The sequence below is a fragment of the Comamonas thiooxydans genome, from assembly GCF_002157685.2.
Classification (GTDB): Bacteria; Pseudomonadota; Gammaproteobacteria; order Burkholderiales; family Burkholderiaceae_C; genus Comamonas; species Comamonas testosteroni_H.
In genome coordinates, this window is sequence record NZ_AP026738.1 from 3,372,907 (window position 1) to 3,392,666 (window position 19,760).

General features: G+C 61.6%; 15 protein-coding genes. 7 read left to right on the forward strand and 8 right to left on the reverse strand.

All coding sequences use genetic code 11. The features are described from left to right. Positions 1-35: 35 nt before the first annotated feature. Positions 36-1,181, reverse strand: a complete 1,146-nt coding sequence (locus CTR2_RS15615) for an AAA family ATPase (RefSeq protein ID WP_087082855.1) — start codon at positions 1,179-1,181, stop codon at positions 36-38. A gap of 72 nt (positions 1,182-1,253) precedes the next feature. Next, a complete protein-coding gene (locus CTR2_RS15620; RefSeq protein WP_087082853.1) occupies positions 1,254-2,090 on the reverse strand; it encodes an RNA ligase family protein in 837 nt (278 codons plus the stop codon). Positions 2,091-2,597: 507 nt separating this feature from the next. On the opposite strand from CTR2_RS15620, the gene CTR2_RS15625 reads away from it, so the two are divergent. The 4 genes from CTR2_RS15625 (at position 2,598) to phnE (ending at position 8,148) form a co-directional block, all read left to right on the forward strand. Further along, positions 2,598-4,556 (forward strand): choice-of-anchor I family protein, encoded by a 1,959-nt coding sequence (locus tag CTR2_RS15625; RefSeq protein WP_409021330.1) that lies wholly within the window; start codon positions 2,598-2,600, stop codon positions 4,554-4,556. A gap of 224 nt (positions 4,557-4,780) precedes the next feature. After that, positions 4,781-5,662, forward strand: coding sequence for a putative selenate ABC transporter substrate-binding protein (locus CTR2_RS15630; protein ID WP_087082849.1), 882 nt, complete (start codon positions 4,781-4,783; stop codon positions 5,660-5,662). Positions 5,663-5,737: 75 nt separating this feature from the next. Further along, positions 5,738-6,583, forward strand: a complete 846-nt coding sequence (locus tag CTR2_RS15635; RefSeq protein ID WP_087082847.1) for a phosphonate ABC transporter ATP-binding protein — start codon at positions 5,738-5,740, stop codon at positions 6,581-6,583. Continuing rightward, positions 6,574-8,148, forward strand: a complete 1,575-nt coding sequence (gene phnE / locus CTR2_RS15640) for a phosphonate ABC transporter, permease protein PhnE (protein ID WP_087082845.1) — start codon at positions 6,574-6,576, stop codon at positions 8,146-8,148. Before CTR2_RS15635 ends, phnE begins: the two co-directional genes overlap by 10 nt. Before the next feature lie 63 nt (positions 8,149-8,211). Here phnE and CTR2_RS15645 read toward each other — a convergent pair whose 3' ends face one another. From CTR2_RS15645 to CTR2_RS15670, 6 genes are all read right to left on the reverse strand, one after another. Beyond that, complete coding sequence (locus tag CTR2_RS15645) at positions 8,212-8,667, reverse strand: Lrp/AsnC family transcriptional regulator (protein ID WP_003062481.1); 456 nt, start codon at positions 8,665-8,667, stop codon at positions 8,212-8,214. 371 nt (positions 8,668-9,038) lie between these two features. After that, a complete protein-coding gene (locus CTR2_RS15650; protein WP_087082843.1) occupies positions 9,039-10,418 on the reverse strand; it encodes a cytochrome c in 1,380 nt (459 codons plus the stop codon). A 12-nt stretch (positions 10,419-10,430) separates the two neighbouring features. Then, positions 10,431-12,200 carry a GMC family oxidoreductase gene (locus CTR2_RS15655; protein WP_087082841.1) on the reverse strand — a complete coding sequence of 590 codons (1,770 nt, stop codon included), beginning with the start codon at positions 12,198-12,200 and terminating at the stop codon, positions 10,431-10,433. A 3-nt stretch (positions 12,201-12,203) separates the two neighbouring features. Continuing rightward, positions 12,204-12,902, reverse strand: a complete 699-nt coding sequence (locus tag CTR2_RS15660; protein ID WP_087082839.1) for a gluconate 2-dehydrogenase subunit 3 family protein — start codon at positions 12,900-12,902, stop codon at positions 12,204-12,206. Positions 12,903-13,351: 449 nt separating this feature from the next. Further along, positions 13,352-14,818 carry a sensor histidine kinase gene (locus tag CTR2_RS15665; RefSeq protein WP_087082837.1) on the reverse strand — a complete coding sequence of 489 codons (1,467 nt, stop codon included), beginning with the start codon at positions 14,816-14,818 and terminating at the stop codon, positions 13,352-13,354. Further along, on the reverse strand, positions 14,815-15,531 hold the full coding sequence (locus CTR2_RS15670; RefSeq protein WP_087082835.1) for a response regulator transcription factor: 717 nt from the start codon (positions 15,529-15,531) through the stop codon (positions 14,815-14,817). The genes CTR2_RS15665 and CTR2_RS15670 overlap by 4 nt, the downstream gene beginning before the upstream one ends. Before the next feature lie 177 nt (positions 15,532-15,708). Here CTR2_RS15670 and msrB point away from each other — a divergent pair, with 177 nt between their 5' ends. From msrB to msrA, 3 genes are read left to right on the forward strand one after another with little or no spacing between them, the layout of a single operon-like run. Further along, complete coding sequence (gene msrB / locus CTR2_RS15675) at positions 15,709-16,200, forward strand: peptide-methionine (R)-S-oxide reductase MsrB (protein WP_087082832.1); 492 nt, start codon at positions 15,709-15,711, stop codon at positions 16,198-16,200. A gap of 13 nt (positions 16,201-16,213) precedes the next feature. Then, positions 16,214-18,046, forward strand: a complete 1,833-nt coding sequence (locus CTR2_RS15680) for a cytochrome c biogenesis protein DipZ (protein WP_087082830.1) — start codon at positions 16,214-16,216, stop codon at positions 18,044-18,046. Positions 18,047-18,050: 4 nt separating this feature from the next. Then, positions 18,051-18,791, forward strand: a complete 741-nt coding sequence (msrA, locus tag CTR2_RS15685; RefSeq protein WP_087082828.1) for a peptide-methionine (S)-S-oxide reductase MsrA — start codon at positions 18,051-18,053, stop codon at positions 18,789-18,791. The last annotated feature ends 969 nt before the right edge of the window (positions 18,792-19,760 follow it).

Below are 19,760 nucleotides of genomic sequence, written 5' to 3' on the forward strand. Positions count from 1 at the left end.
TGGAAATTTCCAGGCCCTTTTTGTTTTGGCTTGAACTACTCGTTGACCAGCAGTTGCAGCCCATGCGCCTCGGTCGGCAAGGGCACTTCCCATCGGTGCAACATGCCCAGCAACGCGGCATTGCCGAGCGTGGTGTCGCGCTTGCTGTTGCGCGCCAGCAAGGTGGACCTGCTTGCCTCCAGATGCACCAGCTCCACCTGTGCACCATAGGCCAGACACAGGTCCAGCGTCTTGCCGCGCATTTGCCTGGACAGATGCGTGGCGTTCCAGACAAAAGCGGCCTTGGCGCGCAGCAGGCTCTTGGCCTTGTCCACGGCATGATGGGCGGCTGCGCCCTCGTTCTCGCCGTGGCGCAGACCCAGTTCGGTGCGCGCATCGTCAAACGATACCACGGGCCAGCCCGGATGATGCTGGGCCACCCAGTGGTTCTTGCCCGATGCCGGCAGGCCGCACATGACGATGACGCGCGAGCCCGGCTCTTCGTGCAAGGCGTAGTCCGGGTGCAACTCGGCACCGCGGAAATAGCGCACTGCCGTCTCGGCTGAAGCAAAGCTGCGCGGCTTGCGCAAACAGCCCTCTTCCAGCGCCAGTTCCCTGAACAGTTCGATATTCACCAGCACATTGCCCACATCGGGGCAGATGCGGCCGCGAATATCGGCACGGGCCAGCAGCACCAGCAAATGCAGATCGACCTGCCAGGACAGCTCTCTGACCATGAACTCGGGCGAAACGCCTCTGCGCGAATCGGCAAAGGCGAAAAATGGCACCTGATGCACTGCAATCAGGCGACAGACCGCCTCGCGCCGGGCCACGGGCGCGCCAGCCTCCCAGAGCATGAGCCGCGCATCGAGCGCCCCCCGGCGCGAATGGCCGGGCTGCGAGATGCGGCCGTCGTCGGCTATCTGCGTGGTCGAGCACTTGGCGACATCGTGCAGCAGCGCGGCCAGAAAGACCGTCTCGCGCTCCTCGTTGGAGAGCCCTGCATAGTCGCCGTCCTGCAGCAACTCGGTCACCACCATCTGCGTATGCGTCCAGACATCGCCTTCGGCATGGTAGATCGGGTCTTGCGGCGTGGTCTTGGCCAGCTCCAGTTGCGGGAAGGCGTCCAGGCAGGCCGCCCAGTCCACCGAGTCGTGAGCGGAATGCGGCACCAGGGCCGCGATCTGTTTCCAGCTCCACATAAGTTCTCCTTTCACCGCAGCTTCATCAGGAAACTACGGTTTTGATAGCTATCAATGCTTTTTGTAAAAGCCTCACCAGCTTTTTTGAATCTTGTTGGCAAAGATATCGACGCCTGCGCGCAGACCGTTGACGACGATGGGGCGCTCGCTGTGGTGCGAGCCCGACTCCAGGATCACCTGTACGAAGTCGGAGCGCACGAACTTGTAGCGCTCCACGGTCTGGCCGTTCTCCTCGACCTTGATGTACAGACCTTCGGCCAGCTCGGATCGGTCGGTCTGGCGCCAGGCCAGCGGCAGATCCAGCTTCTGTCTTTGCACCTGATCCTCGAACACCGCCTGCCAGCGCGCACTACGCCCCAGAGACGGTGTCAGCAATGCCAGCAAATCCTGCATGCGCCTCGGTGCGATGCCCGCATAGAGCACGGGCACGGACACCACGGGCACACCGTCCAGCAGCGCGTGGCGCTGCGGCGTGTCCAGAAACTGCTGCGCCGAGCGATCCCAGATGTCGAACTCGCAAAACCAGTGCGGCAAGGCGTCGTAGTACAGAGAGTGCTTGGCATACAACCATTCGCCATACATCACATAGCGATCGTCCAGCAGCGCCATCAGCGCACTTTCATGGGCTCGGGCCCATTGCTTGTAGGCGTTGAACTGACGCTCGCGCCCGCCCATCTGATCGGGTTGCAGATAGTGGCCGCGCGACTGCAGCAGCAAGCTGCCGTCGGCGCCAAAGCTCAGCGCCGCATTGGCGCCGTCCAGCTTTTCCTCGACCACGATATGGCGGCCGGCCAGCGCTTCATAAGGCTCGGCGTCGGCCTGATCGCCGACCTGCAGCCGCGAGCCACGCAGATGCGGCGTGCGCGGATATTTGAGGATCTCCAGATTGAATAGATGTGGTGAAGTCATGTTGTGCTTTCCTAAAAGGGAATAAGCCACGCGCAAAAAAGGCGCGGCAGACAAATCAAGGACATGGACAGCGCCGCTCTCCGCTGCCATCGGAAAAAGACAGAACCCAGGCCACCAAGCAAAGGGCCGGCCTGGAGTTCAGAGAGTGGGAGGAGCTTGGAGCCTGAATGCAATTCAGGCCAGAGACGCCAAGCAGGAAGATTGCCGCCCTTCACAGAGCGGGAACTCCACACCGCAGCGCACACGCGAGAAAGATCAGCGTGTGACGAAGTCGTTTAGCTCAAACGAATACGGCAGGACATGGTGCACCTCGAAAATGAGAGCTAATAGCGCAAGTGGAGCAAGGCTGGCGAGTGTATTTGCTTGCAAGCTCAACTGCCAAGCGCTTGACCGAAACTTGTTGCGCAAAGAACACGAAACGGTTTCACAGAGATGAAACAGAGGTTGGTTACAAATCGTAGTTTTCTTCCTGCACCTGCCAAACTCTCAATGACATCTGCACAGACCTTGCGCCAACCTCTTCTGATTTCCCTGATCACAGCCGCAGCCCTGGCCGCCTGTGGTGGCGGTGACAACAACACGAACAACACCACACCAGCGCCTGCTCCGGTTCCCGAAGTCCCGGCACCGGCTCCCGAACCCGAGAAGACGCCTGTCTCGCTCCTGCTTGAGAAAATCGGCAGCTATCAGTCGGGCATCTTCTTGCAGAGCGCCGCCGAAATTACGGCTTTCGATCCCGTCACCAAGCGCGGCTTTGTGGTCAACGCCCAGAAAGGTGCGCTGGATGTGCTGGACATGAGCAACCCCGCCGCACCGCGCATGCTCGCCAGCCTGGATGCCACCAAGCTCTCGCTGGGTGCGGGAGCCTCCATCAACAGCGTGGCCGTGCATGGCGGCCTGGTGGCTGCAGCCGTGCAGGCATCGGTCAAGACGGACAAAGGCATGGTCGTCATCTATGACGCCGACAAGCTCGGCGTGATCGCCGAAGTGCCCGTGGGCGCACTGCCCGATATGCTGACCTTCACCCCCGACGGCAAGACTATTCTGGTCGCCAACGAGGGCGAGCCCAGCGATGACTACCAGATCGACCCCGAAGGCTCGATCAGCGTGATCGACGTGAGCACGCCCGCCAAGCCTGTGGCTCGCACTGCCGACTTCAAGGCCTTCAACAGCCAGAAGGCCCAGTTGCTGGCCAAGGGCGTGCGCATCTTCGGCCCGACCGCAGACGGCCAGGGCACGGCCGCCGTGGCCAACGACCTGGAGCCCGAATACATTGCAGTGGCCCCGGACGGCAAGACGGCCTGGGTGACGCTGCAGGAAAACAATGCGCTGGCCATCGTGGACATCGCCAGCGCCACCGTGACCGATGTGGTGGCTCTGGGCTACAAGGATCATGGCGCGGCCGGCAACGAGCTGGACTTCGCCGACAGTGACGGCAAGAGCCCGGTCATCGACATCACCCAGGCCCCCAACGTCTTCGGCATGTTCCAGCCGGACTCCATCGCCGCCTACAAGGCCGCCGACGGTGCAACCTATCTGGTCACGGCCAACGAAGGCGATGCACGTGCCTGGGGTGAAGGCAACAAGAGCTATTTCGGCACCGCCGCCGACAAGACGAGCGGCACCCCGGCTGCGGCAGGCGACGTGACCAAGGGCTTTGTGGAAGAGTGGCGCATCAAGCACCTGGTGCACAAGGACGGCTTTCTGCGCCGTGCGGGCGACGATCTGCCCGCCCATCTGGCTCAGTTGGCCAGCGGCGCCTATCTGAATGGCGCCAACTTTGCCTGGTGCGGCGCTGTTGGCACAGACCCCAAGACCTGCCGCGATGACGACAAACTGGGCCGTCTCAAGGTCACCTGGACCATGGGCTACCAGACCGACAGCAGCGGCAACCCCGTCAAGGACGGCAAGGGCTATCTGACCTATGACAAGCTCTATGCCTATGGCGGTCGCTCCATCTCCATCTGGGACGCCAAGGGCAAGCAGGTCTGGGACTCTGGCGCGGCCATCGAAAAATTCCTCGCCAGCCCCGAATGCAAGCTGGGTGCCAAGCGTGACATTGCCTGCGCCACCTACTTCAACACCGGTCATGACGAAACGGCCAGGCTCGATGCGCGCAGCAGCGCCAAGGGTCCCGAGCCCGAAGGCCTGACCGTGGGCCAGATCGGCACCAAGACCTTTGTCTTTGTGGGCCTGGAACGCATGGGCGGCATTCTGGTGTTCGACATCACCGACCCCAAGGCACCCAGGCAGATCGACTATCTGAACACTCGCGAGAACTGGACGGCCAGCTTTGACAGCAAGTCCGCGCCGGCAGGCACCGCACTCAGCGATGTGGGCGATCTGGGCCCCGAGGGCCTGCACTTCATTTCCGCGGCCAAGTCACCCAACGGCAAGCCCTTGCTGATGGTGGGCAACGAGGTCAGCGGAACCACGGCCATCTACCAGCTCAATCTGCAGTATTGACACCTTCAGACAAGCAGTCGCTTTCATGCCAAGCCCCGTCCCCACGGGGCTTTTTGCTATTCAAATCAAGCAAAGGCTGCGCCGAGGGTTTCTCAATTACGTAACAATAAGCGCCAGCGGTCGGTGTACCGCCTATGGGTTCCCATTCGCCGCAAGCCAGACGCTTGCGACCTACTAAACCGCCGTGTATCCGGACGGCGGTGGCTTTTTGAACGGAGCACTTAATGACGCACTCTTTCGCTCGCCGCCAGGCGCTGCGCGGCTTGGCCGTGGCAGCTCTCGCCTCCTCCTCCTTGCTGTCCGCAGCGCATGCAGACACCCCCGCCGTGCTGCGCGTTTCGGCCATTCCCGACGAGGCACCGACCGAGCTGCAGCGCAAGTTCAAGCCCCTGGGCGAATACCTCTCGCAAGCCACCGGCATGAAGGTGGTTTTCACCCCCGTATCGGACTATGCGGCCGTGGTCGAGTCGCTGGCCACCCGCAAGCTGGATCTGGCCTGGCTGGGCGGTTTCACCTATGTGCAAGCCAAGATCCGCACCAACGGCACGGCCATCCCCATCGTGCAGCGGGCCGAGGATGCGGTCTTCACCAGCAAGTTCATCACAGCCGACCCCGCCATCAAGACACTGGCCGACCTCAAGGGCAAGACCTTTGCCTTCGGCGCCCCCTCCTCCACTTCGGGCAGCCTGATGCCGCGCTTCTTCCTGCAGCAGGACGGCCTGAACCCCGAAAAAGACTTCAAGACCGTGGCCTACTCGGGCGCACATGACGCCACCGTGGCCTTTGTGGCCGCAGGCAAGGCCGAGGCCGGCGTGCTCAACACTTCGGTGTGGGACAAGCTGGTCGAATCCAAGAAGGTGGACACCAGCAAGGTACGCGTGTTCGCCACGACGCCCACCTACTTTGACTACAACTGGACAGTGCGCGGCGACCTGGACCCGACCATCGTCAAGAAGCTGACCGCTGCCTTCCTGGCACTGGACCCCAGCAAGCCGGAGCACAAGGCCATCATGGACCTGCAGCGCGCCTCCAAGTTCATCGCCACCGACTCCAAGAACTACGACGGCATCGAGGCTGCCGCCAAGTCCGCCGGTCTGTTGAAGTAAGAATTTCAGGCCTTTTTGACTGCCAGCGCTTATGCATAAAGCGCTGGCAGCTATTGTTTTCAGAGTATTCGTCTCATGAGCTTCATGCTGGACGATGTGGGCCTGACCCACAGCAACGGCTTTACCGCCCTGTCCCATATCTCCTTGTCCGCCGCACAGGGCGAGAGCATTGCGCTCATCGGCCCCTCGGGCGCCGGCAAGACTTCGCTGCTCAGCACCATAGGCACAGCCTACCTGCCCACGGCAGGTCGCATGCAGGTGCTGGGCCGGACGGCGTCTGCGCAATCCGCAGCCCGCGAACTCAAGGCTTTGCGCAGCCGAATCGGCACCGTGCACCAGGCCGCGCCCATTCCGCTGCGCCAGCGCGTGGTCACAGCCGTGCTGGCCGGCAAGCTCGGCCAGTGGCCGCTGTGGAAGGCGCTGGCATCGCTGGCCTATCCGCAGGACATTGCGGGCGCCCGCGAAGCCCTGGCCCGCGTGCAGCTTGACGACAAGCTGTTTGCACGCTGCGACCAGCTCTCGGGCGGCCAGTTGCAGCGCGTGGGCATTGCCCGCGTGCTCTACCAGCAGGCCGGCCTGATTCTGGCCGACGAGCCCGTATCCGCTCTGGACCCTGCGCTCTCGCAGGCCACGGTGCAATTGCTGGTGCAGGAAGCTGCCGCGCGCAAGGCCACGCTGGTGGCCAGCCTGCACGCCGTCGATCTGGCTCTGGCCAACTTTGCCCGCATCGTCGGCGTGCGCGATGGCCGCCTGGCCTTTGACCTGCCGGCCGCGCAGGTCAGCGATGCGCAGCTACAAGCCCTCTATGCCCATGCCGATGGCAGCCCGGCCGATCTGCCCACGCTGCACAAGCGCCAGGCTCCGGTCGCTCCTGCCGGTACGGCGGCGCCCGCCCCCATCCAGGTCAACGCATGCCGGTGAACAGGGACACGCCAACTGCCGCGCCGCGCCGCGACCCCGCCGCACGTGGCCGCCTGAGCGGGCTGATCCTGGCCCTGGTCTTGCTCTGGCCCATGCTGCAGACCTCGGGCTTCTCGCTCAAACCGCTTTTCGATGCCGACAATCTCAAGGTCATCAGCGGCTTTCTCGCGCAGTTTCTGCCGCCCGAGACCAGTGGGGAGTTCCTGGCCTATCTGGCTCAGGCCACGCTGGAGACCCTGGCCATCGCCACGGCCGGCATGGCGCTGGCTTTTGTGATTGCCGTGCCCATGGCCTACCTGTCCACGGGCGCGGCACGCGAGAGGGTCACGCTCAACCCCATCGCCCGCAGCGTGCTCACCATCCTGCGCGGCATTCCCGAGCTGGTCTGGGCTCTGGTATTTGTGCGCGTCTTCGGCCTGGGACCCGCAGCCGGCGTGCTGGCCCTGGGCCTGACCTACGGCGGCATGCTGGCCAAGGTCTATGCCGAAATTCTCGAATCCACTGCTCCCGCTCCGGCCCGCGCCCTGCGTGCCAGCGGCACCGGCCGTATTCAAGCCCTGCTCTACGGCCTGCTGCCACAGGCAGCCAAGGAGCTGACCTCCTACACCGTCTACCGCTGGGAATGCGCGGTCCGTGCCTCGGTGGTCATGGGCTTTGTCGGTGCGGGAGGCCTGGGCCAGCTCATGGACCAGGCCATGAAGATGCTCAACGGCGGCGAAGCCGCCAGCATTCTGCTGGCCTTCATGCTGCTGGTGGCTGCGGCCGATCTGCTTTCCTGGTGGCTGCGTCGCGCGCTCGACGCCGCGCCTGCCGCGCGCGCACTGCCCTTCGGCTGGCGAACCAGCACATTTGTGCTGACTGCCTGTGCGGCACTATGGGCCAGCCTGCGGCTTCTGGATATTGATTTCTCGGCACTGTTCACGACAGATGCGGCCGCCAGCATGGGCGACTTTGTCCGCGGCTTTTTCCCGCCCGATCTGAGCCGGCCCTGGCTGCTCAAGGTGCTGCAAGGCATCTGGGAGACCCTGGCCATCTCCATAGTCGGCACCTTGCTGGCCGCGATCGCGGGCCTGCTGCTGGCCCTGCCCCGCTGGCGTGCGCCATGGAATGTGGTGCTCAACGTGCTGCGCTCCGTGCCCGAGCTGGTCTGGGCCACGATTACCGCGCTGGCCGTGGGCCTGGGGCCGTTTGCCGGTGCGCTGGCCCTGGCCCTGCATACTACCGGCGTGCTGGGCCGCCTTTTTGCCGAGGCCTTGCAGAATGCGCCGGCCGCTCCCGCGAATGCGCTCAAGCTCAGTGGCAGCAATCGCCTGCTGGCATTTTGCTATGGCACCCTCCCTGGCGCGGCACCGCAGTTGCTGGCATACACGCTGTACCGCTGGGAAATGAATATCCGCATGGCGGCGATTCTGGGCTTTGTGGGTGCCGGCGGTCTGGGCCAGTTGCTGTACTTCGAGCTTTCGCTGTTCCACTATGCCCAGGCCAGCACCGTGATCATGGCCATGCTTTTGCTGAGCATTGCCGTGGACTGGAGCAGCGCTGCCTTGCGCCGCTCCATGCGTTGAGATGGCGGCGCGGTGCCCCGGCTCCGCGCCGTGACTGATCACACCGCTTAGAGCGATGCTGCTTCACACGCCCAGGGGCAGGTCGGCCTTTTTCAGCGTGCGCAGCACAAAGCTGGACTGGCTATGGCGTATGCCCTTGATCTTGTAGAGCTTCTCGCGCAGCAGGCGCTCGTAATCGCGCGTGTCCTTGACAACGATACGCAGCAGATAGTCGTACTCGCCCGAAACCAGATGCGCCTCCACGACCTCGGGAATGGTGGCCAGCACCTCGCCGAACTTCTCCAGCGTGTTGTCCGAGTGGCTGTCCAGCGTGACCATGACCAGAACCGAATCGGCCAGTCCCAGCGCCTGCGGGTTCAAACGCACGGTATAGCCCTCGATCACACCAGCCTCCTCCATCTTCTTGATGCGTGCCCAGCATGGTGATGCACTCAGACCCACGGCCGCGCCAATCTCCTGCAGACTGGCGCGTGCGTTAGCCTGCAATGCAGCAAGAATCTTTTTATCCAGAGTATCCATATCTCTGAATTTACCGTCAAAAATCCAAAATCAGAAAAATTTTCTGTAGCAATACCGTATTTACAGAATTTGAAGCAACATTTTCTGCACTGCAACATGCACACTTGAGTCCATGGAAGCACGTTTACCGACGCAGCAAAACCATTCAACATACCGCGCCGTTTACCGTCAGCATCCGGTTGGTTGATCCGCAATACGCATATGCAACAGGCCGCATCACTTAAGCACAGTGGTGCGGCCTGTTGATATTTGGACTGCTCAATCGCCCCGGCAAACGGCAGCGGCATGAAAAAACCCGGCCGGATTTCCATCGGGCCGGGTTTTCGGAAGCCGGCCCGGCGCACAAGGCACCCGGCGGACGTTCATGCTGTTTACAGGGCTCGCTGCGGAGCAGCATCGGCTTGCACATGCTTGCGCACCTTGCTGACCAGGCTTTCGCTCACCTCCGAAGCCTGGTTGCCCCAGCCCTTGCGCACGAAGCTGGCCAGTGCTGCCACTTCACCGTCGGTCAGGCGGTCGGCATAGCCCTGCATCACCAGATGCATGGGACGGCGCTCCGTAGCGGGCGAGGAAGCGCCCTTGAGAATCACCGATACCAGCGGGCTGGCATCCTTGCCCTGCACCATGGCATTGCCTTGCAGCTCGGGGAAGATCTCGGGAGCGCCCTTGCCGCTGACAAAGTGGCAGGCGGCGCAATTGTCGAGATACAGGCGAGCACCCAAAGGCATGTCGGGAGACGCGGATTGCAGCAGTTTGGCCGTGGCCTCACCGGCTCCATCCGCCTTGGCAACCGCAGTGCTGCGAGGGCCTGGCGTGGCCACTTTTTCAGGGGCTGCATCTGCGGCCTGGCTGTCCATGGTCTTGAGGAACTTGGCCATGGCGTTCAGATCGGCATCGGTCATGTACTGCATGGAGTGCTCGACCACTAGGGCCATTTCTCCGTTGGCAACCGCATGGGCATTTCGGCCGGTTGCCAGATAGGCGGCCAGTTGCTCGGTCGTCCATTGCTGAACTCGCGAGTCCTTGCCGCGCAGCGCAGGAGCAGACCAGTCGTCCACCATGCCGCCGGTCAGGAAGCTGGAGTCGGACAGGCGTGTGCCGTTCTGCGCCATGAAGGCAGTGCGAGGGCTGTGGCAGGCTGCGCAGTGACCGGCACCTTCGACCAGGTACTGACCGCGAATCTGCTGATCGTCACCGGCCATGGGCTTGAACTCGGCTTCACCCGACAGCGCCAGCCAGTTCCAGGCACGGATGCCGAAGCGCATATTGAACGGGAAGCTCAGGCTGGTGGCCTGCACCTCGTTCCTGACGGGCTTCACCTCGGTCTGGAGGTAGTCGAACAGCGCGCGGATATCGCTTTCCTTCATGAAGCGATAGTTCTCGTAGGGCATGGCCGGATACAGCTGCTGGCCATGACCACCGATACCGTCCACCATCGCGGCACGGAACTGCTCCAGAGTCCAGTTGCCGATGCCGGTTTCCTTGTCCGGCGTGATGTTGGAGGACCAGATGGTGCCCATGGGGCTGTCAATGCCGCGACCGCCGGCCATGGGCTCGCCACCCTTGGCGGTATGACAGGCCATGCAATCACTGGCGCGCATGACATATTCGCCACGACCAGCTTCGGCCTTCCAGTCGGCGGCCAGCGCTTCATTTGCGGGCGTAGGCTTGAACGGCAGGTAGATCAGCGCCAGCGCCACCACAACGCCCAGAATGATCAGCGCAATCAGAATGCTGAGGATTTTCTTCATGTCTTGCTCTCCTCAGACCAGCGGACGTGGGTTTTTCAGATACATGGTGCGAATCGCATGCAGCGTCCAGTAGGCCAGGCCGCCGACCATGCCGGTGGGGTTGTACTGGGTGTTCTGCACGAAATTGCCGGCGCCGAAGACGAACACGTTGTGCTTGTCCCAGGCCTGACAGTAGCGATTCACCACGCCTTCCGCAGGCTTGTCGGACATGATGTGGCCACCGGTGTTGTGCGTGGTCTGGTAGGGACGCACGTCGAACTTGGCACCGATATTCTTGAAACCCGACTGCAGCAGATCCGGTTTCAAGGCGTTGCCCACCTCCTCGGCCTTGATCTTCTGGTACTGGGTCATCCGGATGTCGTTGTCCTGCCAGTTGAAGGTCATGCGCATCAAGGGACGACCATGTGGATCCTTGTAGGTGGGGTCCAGATCCAGATGGTTGTTGCGGTAGGACATGTGCGAGCCATGCGTGCCGATCGACATGGAATGGCCATACCACTCGCCAATGCCCTTCTTCCAGCCTGCGCCCCAGCCCGGCGTGCCCTTGGGCAGCGGCATGGAACGGATGGGCTGACCATTCATGGTGCCCACGCGCCAGTAGGCGCCGCCAATGAAGCCCAGCTTGCCGAAGTCGTTCTGGTTGATACCGTAGTCGTCGATACACATGCCGTTGGAGCCGTGACCGATGAAGGGATTGAAGTTCTCTTCCTTGAAGAACAGGGTCACGCCACCATTCATCTGGTAGGCGTAGTTTTTGCCGGTCACCCCGGTGTTGGTCTTGGGGTCGTAAGGTTTGCCAATGCCGGAGACCAGCAGCAGGTGCACGTTGTTGAGCTGATAGGACGACAGAATCACTAGGTCAGCGGGCTGGAACACTTCCTCGTTCGTGTTGGAGTCGAAGTAGGTCACGCCGGTTGCGGTCTTGCCGTCTTCCGAGCTCTCCACACGCAGCACTTCGCAGTGCGTGCGATAGGAGAAATTCTTCTTGCGCTTGAGCGCATCCAGCACCGCCGTCTGCGGCGAAGACTTGGAGTACTGATAACAACCAAAACGCTCGCAGAAGCCGCAGAAGTTGCAGGGAGCCATCTGCATGCCATAGGGGTTCACGTAGGACGTGGACGCAATGCCGGCAGGCGCCGGGAAGGGATGCAGGCCCATGCTCCTGGCACAGGCTTCGAACTTGCTCGCGTCGTAGGTCGATGGCAGAGCAGGCATGGGGTACTCTTTCGAGCGCCAGCCTTCAAACGGATTGCCGCCGGCCTGGATCTGGCCCTTGATATTGCCAGCCTTGCCCGAGACGCCGGCCACTTCGTCAAACCGGGTGAAGAAAGGCTCCAGCTCGTCGTAACTGACGGGGTAATCCATCAGGTTCATGCCTTCCGGAATGATGGACTCGCCCCATTTTTCCCTCACATAGCTGCGCAGCTTGATTTCCTCGGGCTGAGGGCGCCACAGCAAGCCATTCCAGTGCGTGCCGGCACCGCCCACGCCATTCGCAGGCAGGAAGGAACCCATCGAACGGTAAGGCAAAGCGATTTCGCTGTCGTCGCGGCGTACCGTCACGGTCGCCTGACGGGGATGCTGCATATTCTTCAGGCGCACGCCATAGGTCAGCTCGTCGATCTGATTGGGGTACTTGAATTCGGGCACCGTGTTCTGGTCACCGCCGCGCTCCAGCGCGACGATTTCCAGGCCCTCTGCGGCCAGTTCCATGCCGGCGATGGAGCCGGTCCAACCCAGGCCAACAATGACCACGTCTTTTTTCTTTTCAATGCGTGCCATGACTCAAGCCCTTTCGCCCTTGATAGATACCGGTCCCAGCGGGTACTTCACGTTGTGCTGATCGACCCATTCGGCATAGCTGGCGCGGGCGCCAGGGAAGCCGATGTATTTCCAGGACTGCATGCCGTGGTTGCCGCCATGCAAGGGATCGGCGAAATAGCCTTCCTTGGTATTGGCCAGCAAGGTGGTAAAGAAAAAGCTCAGCTCAGGGTCTAGCTTGATTTCGCCCTTTTGCAGCGCGGTCAGAGCTTCGTCCTGCTGCTCTGCGGCAAGGCCTTTGAACTCCTTGCCAAAGCGCTCCGTGCAAGCCGCATTGAAGGCGGGAATGGCCTTGCGATAGAGCTGCGCAGGGTTCAGAGGCGATTGCCAGCCGCGATCGGGCGTGGCGGCCGGGTCGTGCGGGCCTTCCATGTACCAAATTTCGGCATTGCCGTAGTAGCCCTTGAGCTGGCGATCAATGAATACCGGCACATGAGCTTCGATCGCTCCAGGTCCATCCCCTTCGGACGGGATCAGGCGCGCTGTTGCTGCCAGAACAAAAGCCCACTCGTCCGCATTGAAATACTCGGGCTTGTATGCATCCAGTTTGAGCGCAGGCTCTTTGGAGTTGGCACGCATTGCCACGGCCGTTCCAGCCAGTGCGACGCCAGCACCGGAGGCGAACAGAAAGGATCTGCGGCTTGGTGGGGAAAAGTTGGACATTGTGCGATTCCTACATCGTGTGAACCTCGGCCATGCACAGCCAGTTGCGCGATGAACGAGTGTTCAGGTTTTTTGAATCAGCGGTGGGTTTGGGGTCGGTCAGGAAGAAGCGCACCCCCAAAGAAAATGCCCGCAAAGCGGGCACTCGTATGCAGAGTCAGAGCCTTTTTCAAGCCGGCCCATACCGCCTTAACAATTTGATAATAGTTGTGCTGGCAAGTATCTGTGCCAGGCAAGCAGCTTGCCTACCAGCAAATCGTGGTTTTTCATTGGAGTGCGCAACTGGGGTTTTCACTTAGATATAAGACATAAGACCGCCTGCAACTCTGCGGCCCAAGACGCGGCCAGGCAGTGATGCCAGACTCAAGGCAGTGGAGAAGCCCAGACTCGACCCCAACCACTGACTCATACGGCGAAAAGATGGAAGGTGACGGTGCACTTTTCCGACACTAAGCAGGAGTCCGTGGCAATGAAAACCGGAACGTGGTGCCCTGTCCATCACCCTCGACAAGATGAATGGAGACTCCGTGCAGCTCCAGCATCTGGTGCACGATTCTCAAGCCCAGGCCTCCGTCGCGGCGGGCACCGCCTATGGTAAACGGACGCCTGAACAGGCCTTCGCGCAACTCTGGCGGAATGCCTGGGCCGGAGTCACTGATAGTCACCTCCAGCTCTTGGCCCACTGCTCTTATGGCTATCTTGATCGCCCCGCCTTCAGGGCTATAGCGCAAGGCGTTATCCAGCAGATTGCTCAGGACGCGCTCTATCATTCCCAGATCTGCACGAACTGCCGGAAGTTGAGGAGCAAGGTCCGCCTGCAAGGCAATATGGCGCGACTCTGCCGCAAGCTCGAACTTCTGGAAAACGTCCTGCACCAGATCAGCCAGGAAGAATGATTCGAGCTCCGGTTGCACAAAGCCGTATTCCAGCCTGGCCAGTTCGAACAGGCTTTGGGACAAGGCCCCCACTCTTCGACTCTGGTCGAGCGCAATGCCAAGGTAGCGCCTGCGCTCTGCAGGCTCCAGGCTTGCATCCTTGAGCAGCAAGGTCTCCAGATATCCATGCAAGGATGACAGCGGTGTGCGCAGATCGTGGGAAATATTCGCGATCAATTCCCGGCGCTCCTGATCCTGCCGCGCGAGGACTTTCCATTGCTCGCTGATGCGCAGCACCATCTGCCGATAGGCAGCGTCCAGCACTGCAATCTCGTCACGGCTGTGATCGGCCACATCCGGGGAGCGTTCCGGCATCTCGGGAGGAGCGCCATGCATGTCAAACTGCCGAACCGACTCGGTCAGACGCCGCAAGGGACGCGTGATCAAGGTGAAGGCGACTAGGCCCGCAGCGAGACAGAGCAGCCCGACCATGCCAATCGACAGCAGTGCCGTCTTCAACACCGCATCTGCCGAGCCTCTGGCAGCAAGAAGATCATGGGCCTCGCCAAGCAGCACCACATAGATGAAGCCGACTTGCCGCCCGTTCACGCTCAAAGGGGCCGCACTGAAGACCTTGCGGCCATCGCGGCTGCGCGGATCATCCCCCAAAATGGGCAGCATCTGTCCATCGATGAATCGATGCACCGGCTCAAGATCAACCCGGTCGCGACGCAAACGCCCCTCGGGTGCGGCATGGCCGGCAATGCGACCGTCGGGCTCCAGCAGATAGACCTCCACACTCGGGTTCACCATCATCAGCTGGTTGAAAAAATTTCGCACCGCGTTAGGCATCAAGCCATTCGCATCGGTCAGCTGGGCATCGCGGGCAATACTCTCGGCGACGTCGCGGGACAAGGCTTGCACCACCTCCAGTTCATGCATGCGGTTGGAGCGAAGTTGCAGCCAGGCCGAGGTACCGCTGCAGACCAGTAGCAACACGGCAAACACGATCGCCAGCCGCTGGGTCAGAGTCAGGTTCATTCACTCTCTCCAGTTTCAGCGAACTTGTAGCCGCGCCCCCAAACCGTGAGGATCCGCGTCGGCTGTGCTGGATTGACCTCCACCTTGGCACGAAGCCGGTTGATATGGGTGTTGACGGTGTGCTCGTAGCCCTCGTGCTGATAGCCCCAGACCGCATTGAGCAGGTCCATGCGTGAGAACACCTTGCCCGACTGGCGAGCAAAGAAATACAGAAGATCGAACTCACGGGGCGTGAGATCGAGACGGCGTCCATTCAGGCATGCATCTCTTGCCACCGGATCCATGACCAGACCATTGACCGACAGGCTGCCGGATTCCAGGCGCGCACTCTGAGCCAGAGCATCCACCCGGCGCAGCAGAGCCTTCACCCGTGCCACGAGTTCCAGAACGGAAAACGGCTTGGCCAGATAGTCGTCCGCGCCGATCTCCAGCCCCAGAATGCGATGCACCTCACTGGAGCGGGCACTGATGATGATGATCGGCGTGTAGCGGGTCATGGCACGCGCACGCCTGCATATCTCCAAGCCGTCCACGCCAGGCAACATCAGATCCAGCACCAGCGCATCCCAGCCACCGCGCTCCAGATGCGCAAGGCCGTCATCGCCGCGGGCGCAATGCACCACCTCCAGCCCTTCGTCCCGAAGATGGAGCGAAAGCAGATCGGCGATGTGGGCATCGTCCTCGACCAGCAGAATGCGACGAGCGAGAGTCATGGGTAATCAGGTCTCCGGCAGGGGTGGTTGATGCAGCATCGTGGAGCACAGCCACGTGATTTCACATTGTGCTCAAACTGCTGGCGGGGAGTTATCACGTTTTTTTTAACTTTGCGTGAGGACTTCGGGATCGCCACTCCATAAGCTCAATGTCATCGAACCCAGAAAGCCGATGCCATGACCACCCGACGCCATATGCTGCTGGGCGCAGCAGCCTCCGCCGCAGCGCTTGCCACCGGAATCTTCCAGCGCCACGCGACTGCAGCGACAGAGACCTTCGAAATCAGCTATACCGACGCCCAGTGGCGTGCCCGGCTCAGTCCTCAGCAATATGCGGTGCTGCGCCAGGAAGCGACGGAGCCGCCCGGCAGCAGCCTGCTCAACAAGGAGCATCGTCCTGGAACATTTTCCTGTGCGGGCTGTTCCTTGCCCTTGTTTGCCTCCTCCACCAAGTTCGACAGCGGCACCGGCTGGCCCAGTTTCTGGAAGCCGCTGGACAACGCCGTCGCCACCCGCAAGGACCGAAGCTACGGCATGGTGCGTGTCGAAGCACACTGCCGGCGCTGTGGCGGCCATCTCGGCCATGTCTTCGACGACGGACCGCCTCCCACAGGTCTGCGCTATTGCATGAACGGCCTTGCCTTGGCTTTCACGCCCAAACCCGCCTGAGGAGAAACAGGCCATGCTGCTGATCGTCCTTGCCTATCTGGGTGGTGTGCTGACCATCGTCAGTCCCTGCATCCTGCCCGTGCTGCCTTTCGTGTTCTCTCGCGCGAACCAGCCCTTTGTGCGCAACGGCCTGCCATTGTTGGCAGGCATGGCATTGACCTTTGCGATCGTTGCCTCTCTCGCCGCCGTCGGCGGCGGCTGGGTGGTAGCTGCCAATCAGTATGGCCGCTGGCTGGCACTGGCTCTGGTGGCGGTTTTCGGGGTGACACTGCTGTTGCCGCATCTGTCGGAGCGGCTGACCCGCCCATTGGTGGCTGTCGGCGCACGCCTGTCGGAATCGGCACAGACAGGCGGTGCACCGCAAATAGGATCCTCTGTCGTGCTGGGAGTCGCAACGGGGCTGCTATGGGCCCCATGTGCCGGGCCCATCCTGGGACTGATATTGACCGGTGCCGCCCTGCAGGGCGCCAACACCACCTCGACCCTCCTGCTGCTGGCCTATGCCGCCGGGGCTGCGACCTCCATGGCGGCGGCCCTGCTGCTCGGCGGTCGGGTATTTGCCGCGTTCAAGCGTTCGCTGGGTGCCGGTGAATGGGTGCGTCGCGGCCTCGGTGCAGCCATGCTCGCTGGCGTGGCCGCCATCGCCCTGGGGATCGATACCGGCGTGCTGGCTCGACTGTCAACGGCATCCACCGGCGGCCTGGAGCAGAAACTGGTCGAGCGCCTGAACCAGACTCAGGGTGGAGACCCCATGACCATGCGTGCCAATCCGGACCCGATGATGCGGGGAGCATCCCAGGCCCCCGCCGAAGGGGGCGCCATGATGGCAGTGGGAGCCGCAATGCGCATGAGCGGACCATCGAGTGAAGCCCCTGCACTGCCCGATGAAGGCATCGCACCATCGCTGGGCGGAGCAACCCAATGGCTCAACTCCAAGCCTCTGAGCGGGCAAGACCTGCGTGGCAAGGTGGTGCTGGTGGATTTCTGGACCTACTCCTGCATCAACTGCCTGCGCACCCTTCCCTATGTGAAGGCATGGGCAGAAAAATACCGCGATCAAGGCCTGATCGTGATCGGTGTGCACGCCCCCGAGTTTGCTTTTGAGCGCGACATCGGCAACGTGAGCAAGGCCATGAAAGACCTGGGCATCAACTATCCGGTGGCCGTTGACAACCAGTATGCAATCTGGCGCGCATTCAAGAACCAGTATTGGCCTGCTCACTACTTCATCGATGCCACGGGACGCATCCGCCACCACCACTTTGGCGAAGGCGGCTACGCGGAGTCGGAGCGGGTGATACAACAGCTTCTCCAAGAGGCAGGCAGCTCCCGGTCAACCATGGGCCTGACCGAGGTAGATGCCGGGGGCGTTCAAATGGCCGCCAACATGGATGAGGTCGCATCCCCCGAGACCTATCTGGGTTATGAGCGTGCCGAGAACTTTCTCTCCACACCCAAAGCCGTTCCCGACAGGACGGCAACGTATCTGGAACCGGAACGGCCCAGGCTGAACACCTGGGGCCTTGCCGGGCAATGGATGGTTGGAGCGGAAAGCGCCTTGCTGACCGGTCCATCAGGCAGCATCGTCTACCGGTTCAAGGCACGTGACCTGCACCTGGTGTTGAGCCCCGGCCCTGACGGAAAGCCCGTGCGCTTCAAAGTCCGCATTGACGGCAAACCACCCGGCACCGCCCACGGCGTGGACGTGGCCGCCGACGGTAGTGGCACGGTTACCGGCCAGCGGCTCTACCAGCTGGTGCGCCAATCCGGAGTCATTACCGAGCACACCTTCAGCATCGAGTTCCTGGACAGCGGCGTTTCCGCCTATGCCTTCACTTTCGGATAGCCATATGAACACACGCATCATCTCAGGGGCCGCCTTGAATCGGCGCGGCCTGCTCCAGACACTGGCCGGCAGCATCGTTTTGCTGGGCTGCGGACTGCTCTGGCAGCCAATGGCCTTCTCGGCCGAAGAAGCGGTTCGCCTTCCTGCCCCTGTCCTGGACCTCCCGGCTACCGGATCGTCCTCGCAACGTGCAATTTTTGCCGGCGGATGCTTCTGGGGAGTACAAGGCGTATTCCAGCACGTCAAGGGCGTGCAACGCGCGGTCTCCGGCTATAGCGGAGGTGCTGCATCCACAGCCTCCTACGAGCTGGTCAGCCGCGGCAACACCGGCCATGCAGAATCGGTCGAGATCACCTTCGATCCGACCCAGGTGAGCTATGGAGCTCTGCTGCAGATATTTTTCTCTGTCGTCCACGATCCCACCCAGCTCAACCGACAGGGTCCGGACACAGGAACGCAGTATCGCTCGGCAATTTTCACGACCAGCCCGGCCCAGCTCAAGACCGCGCAGGCTTACATCGCGCAGCTCGATGCAGCGCGCCTGTATCCTAAACCCATAGTCACCCGCCTCGAGGACAAGGCCAGCTTCTATCCGGCCGAGCTCTACCACCAGGACTTCATGACCGAAAACCCGCGCCACCCCTATATCGTCTTCAACGATATGCCCAAGGTGAACAGCCTCAAGCGCCTCTTCCCCGACAGCTACCGCAGCGAACCGGTTCTGGTAAAGAAAACGCGCCCATAGCGACTCCATCTCAGCGATGCTGCGGCAGAGCAGCAATTCTCGGCACAGTTGACGGTCTCGCTGAACCCGGCACACACCGTCGACGCCCCCCAGATCCGCGCGCACATCAAGTACAGCCACCTGGGCCTCCGTCGAGGCCCGGGGTCGTGTGGGTGCCATTCAAGGCCGGCTCCGGAGCCGGTTCGACGGGGTATGGTGTGGCTATCGGCTTCAATGAGGACGGCTTGCCCTCCGACTTGGACGCAGCCGATGGCCTGCTGCACGCCCTAACGATCCTGCCGATCAGCCCGAGCATCAAGAAAGCCCCATGAGTACCATCCTGCCCATCGGCTTCGGTCATGTCCGGCACCAGCGCCAACAGCCTGTGCAGCATGTCTTCGCGGCCCCATCTGCTTTCTCATGCAGCCACCGCTCAGCCAGCGCATGCAGCAGGACGAGGTCTCAGACACAGCTGGCGCGGCTGGATCAGCTTCCACGATTGCCAACACGGCAAGGTCGGTGGCAGTGCGCTGGCTTGGCTCGAACAACTTCTGCACGGCGAAGTCTGGTTGCACGCCTTCCGCGCGTACTGGGCGACCTTCGAACAAGCTTGCCAGCCAAACCCGAGCAACAAGCCCCCAAGGACTCACTCAAGACCGCGCGGTCATCCAAGAATCATCAGGGCTGAGCCCTCTACGCGCCTCAGTCCAGGAATTTGGCTCAACCCTGGCCAGGCAGATTTCAGCATATGCCGGAAGGCTTTTCGCCCCTTCGCCTGCCCGGCACATACCTTGCTCTGGCCGGAATGGCTGCTGCCACGCCGTCCACTTCAAGCTGCATAGCCTGTGCCAACGGGAGGTACGCAGTACGCACACAAACAAAAAAACCTCTTAGATCAATGACCTAAGAGGTTTTAGTATTTGGTGGGTGATACATGGATCGAACATGTGACCCCTGCCGTGTGAAGCCAGGGGGCACATATTTTTACTC

Coding starts and splice junctions, on each gene's coding strand:
- CTR2_RS15615 (WP_087082855.1), bottom strand. CDS start 1,181: ATGTGGAGCTGGAAACAGATCGCGGCCCTGGTGCCGCATTCCGCTCAC.
- CTR2_RS15620 (WP_087082853.1), bottom strand. CDS start 2,090: ATGACTTCACCACATCTATTCAATCTGGAGATCCTCAAATATCCGCGC.
- CTR2_RS15630 (WP_087082849.1), top strand. CDS start 4,781: ATGACGCACTCTTTCGCTCGCCGCCAGGCGCTGCGCGGCTTGGCCGTG.
- CTR2_RS15635 (WP_087082847.1), top strand. CDS start 5,738: ATGAGCTTCATGCTGGACGATGTGGGCCTGACCCACAGCAACGGCTTT.
- phnE (WP_087082845.1), top strand. CDS start 6,574: ATGCCGGTGAACAGGGACACGCCAACTGCCGCGCCGCGCCGCGACCCC.
- CTR2_RS15645 (WP_003062481.1), bottom strand. CDS start 8,667: ATGGATACTCTGGATAAAAAGATTCTTGCTGCATTGCAGGCTAACGCA.
- CTR2_RS15650 (WP_087082843.1), bottom strand. CDS start 10,418: ATGAAGAAAATCCTCAGCATTCTGATTGCGCTGATCATTCTGGGCGTT.
- CTR2_RS15655 (WP_087082841.1), bottom strand. CDS start 12,200: ATGGCACGCATTGAAAAGAAAAAAGACGTGGTCATTGTTGGCCTGGGT.
- CTR2_RS15660 (WP_087082839.1), bottom strand. CDS start 12,902: ATGTCCAACTTTTCCCCACCAAGCCGCAGATCCTTTCTGTTCGCCTCC.
- CTR2_RS15665 (WP_087082837.1), bottom strand. CDS start 14,818: ATGAACCTGACTCTGACCCAGCGGCTGGCGATCGTGTTTGCCGTGTTG.
- CTR2_RS15670 (WP_087082835.1), bottom strand. CDS start 15,531: ATGACTCTCGCTCGTCGCATTCTGCTGGTCGAGGACGATGCCCACATC.
- msrB (WP_087082832.1), top strand. CDS start 15,709: ATGACCACCCGACGCCATATGCTGCTGGGCGCAGCAGCCTCCGCCGCA.
- CTR2_RS15680 (WP_087082830.1), top strand. CDS start 16,214: ATGCTGCTGATCGTCCTTGCCTATCTGGGTGGTGTGCTGACCATCGTC.
- msrA (WP_087082828.1), top strand. CDS start 18,051: ATGAACACACGCATCATCTCAGGGGCCGCCTTGAATCGGCGCGGCCTG.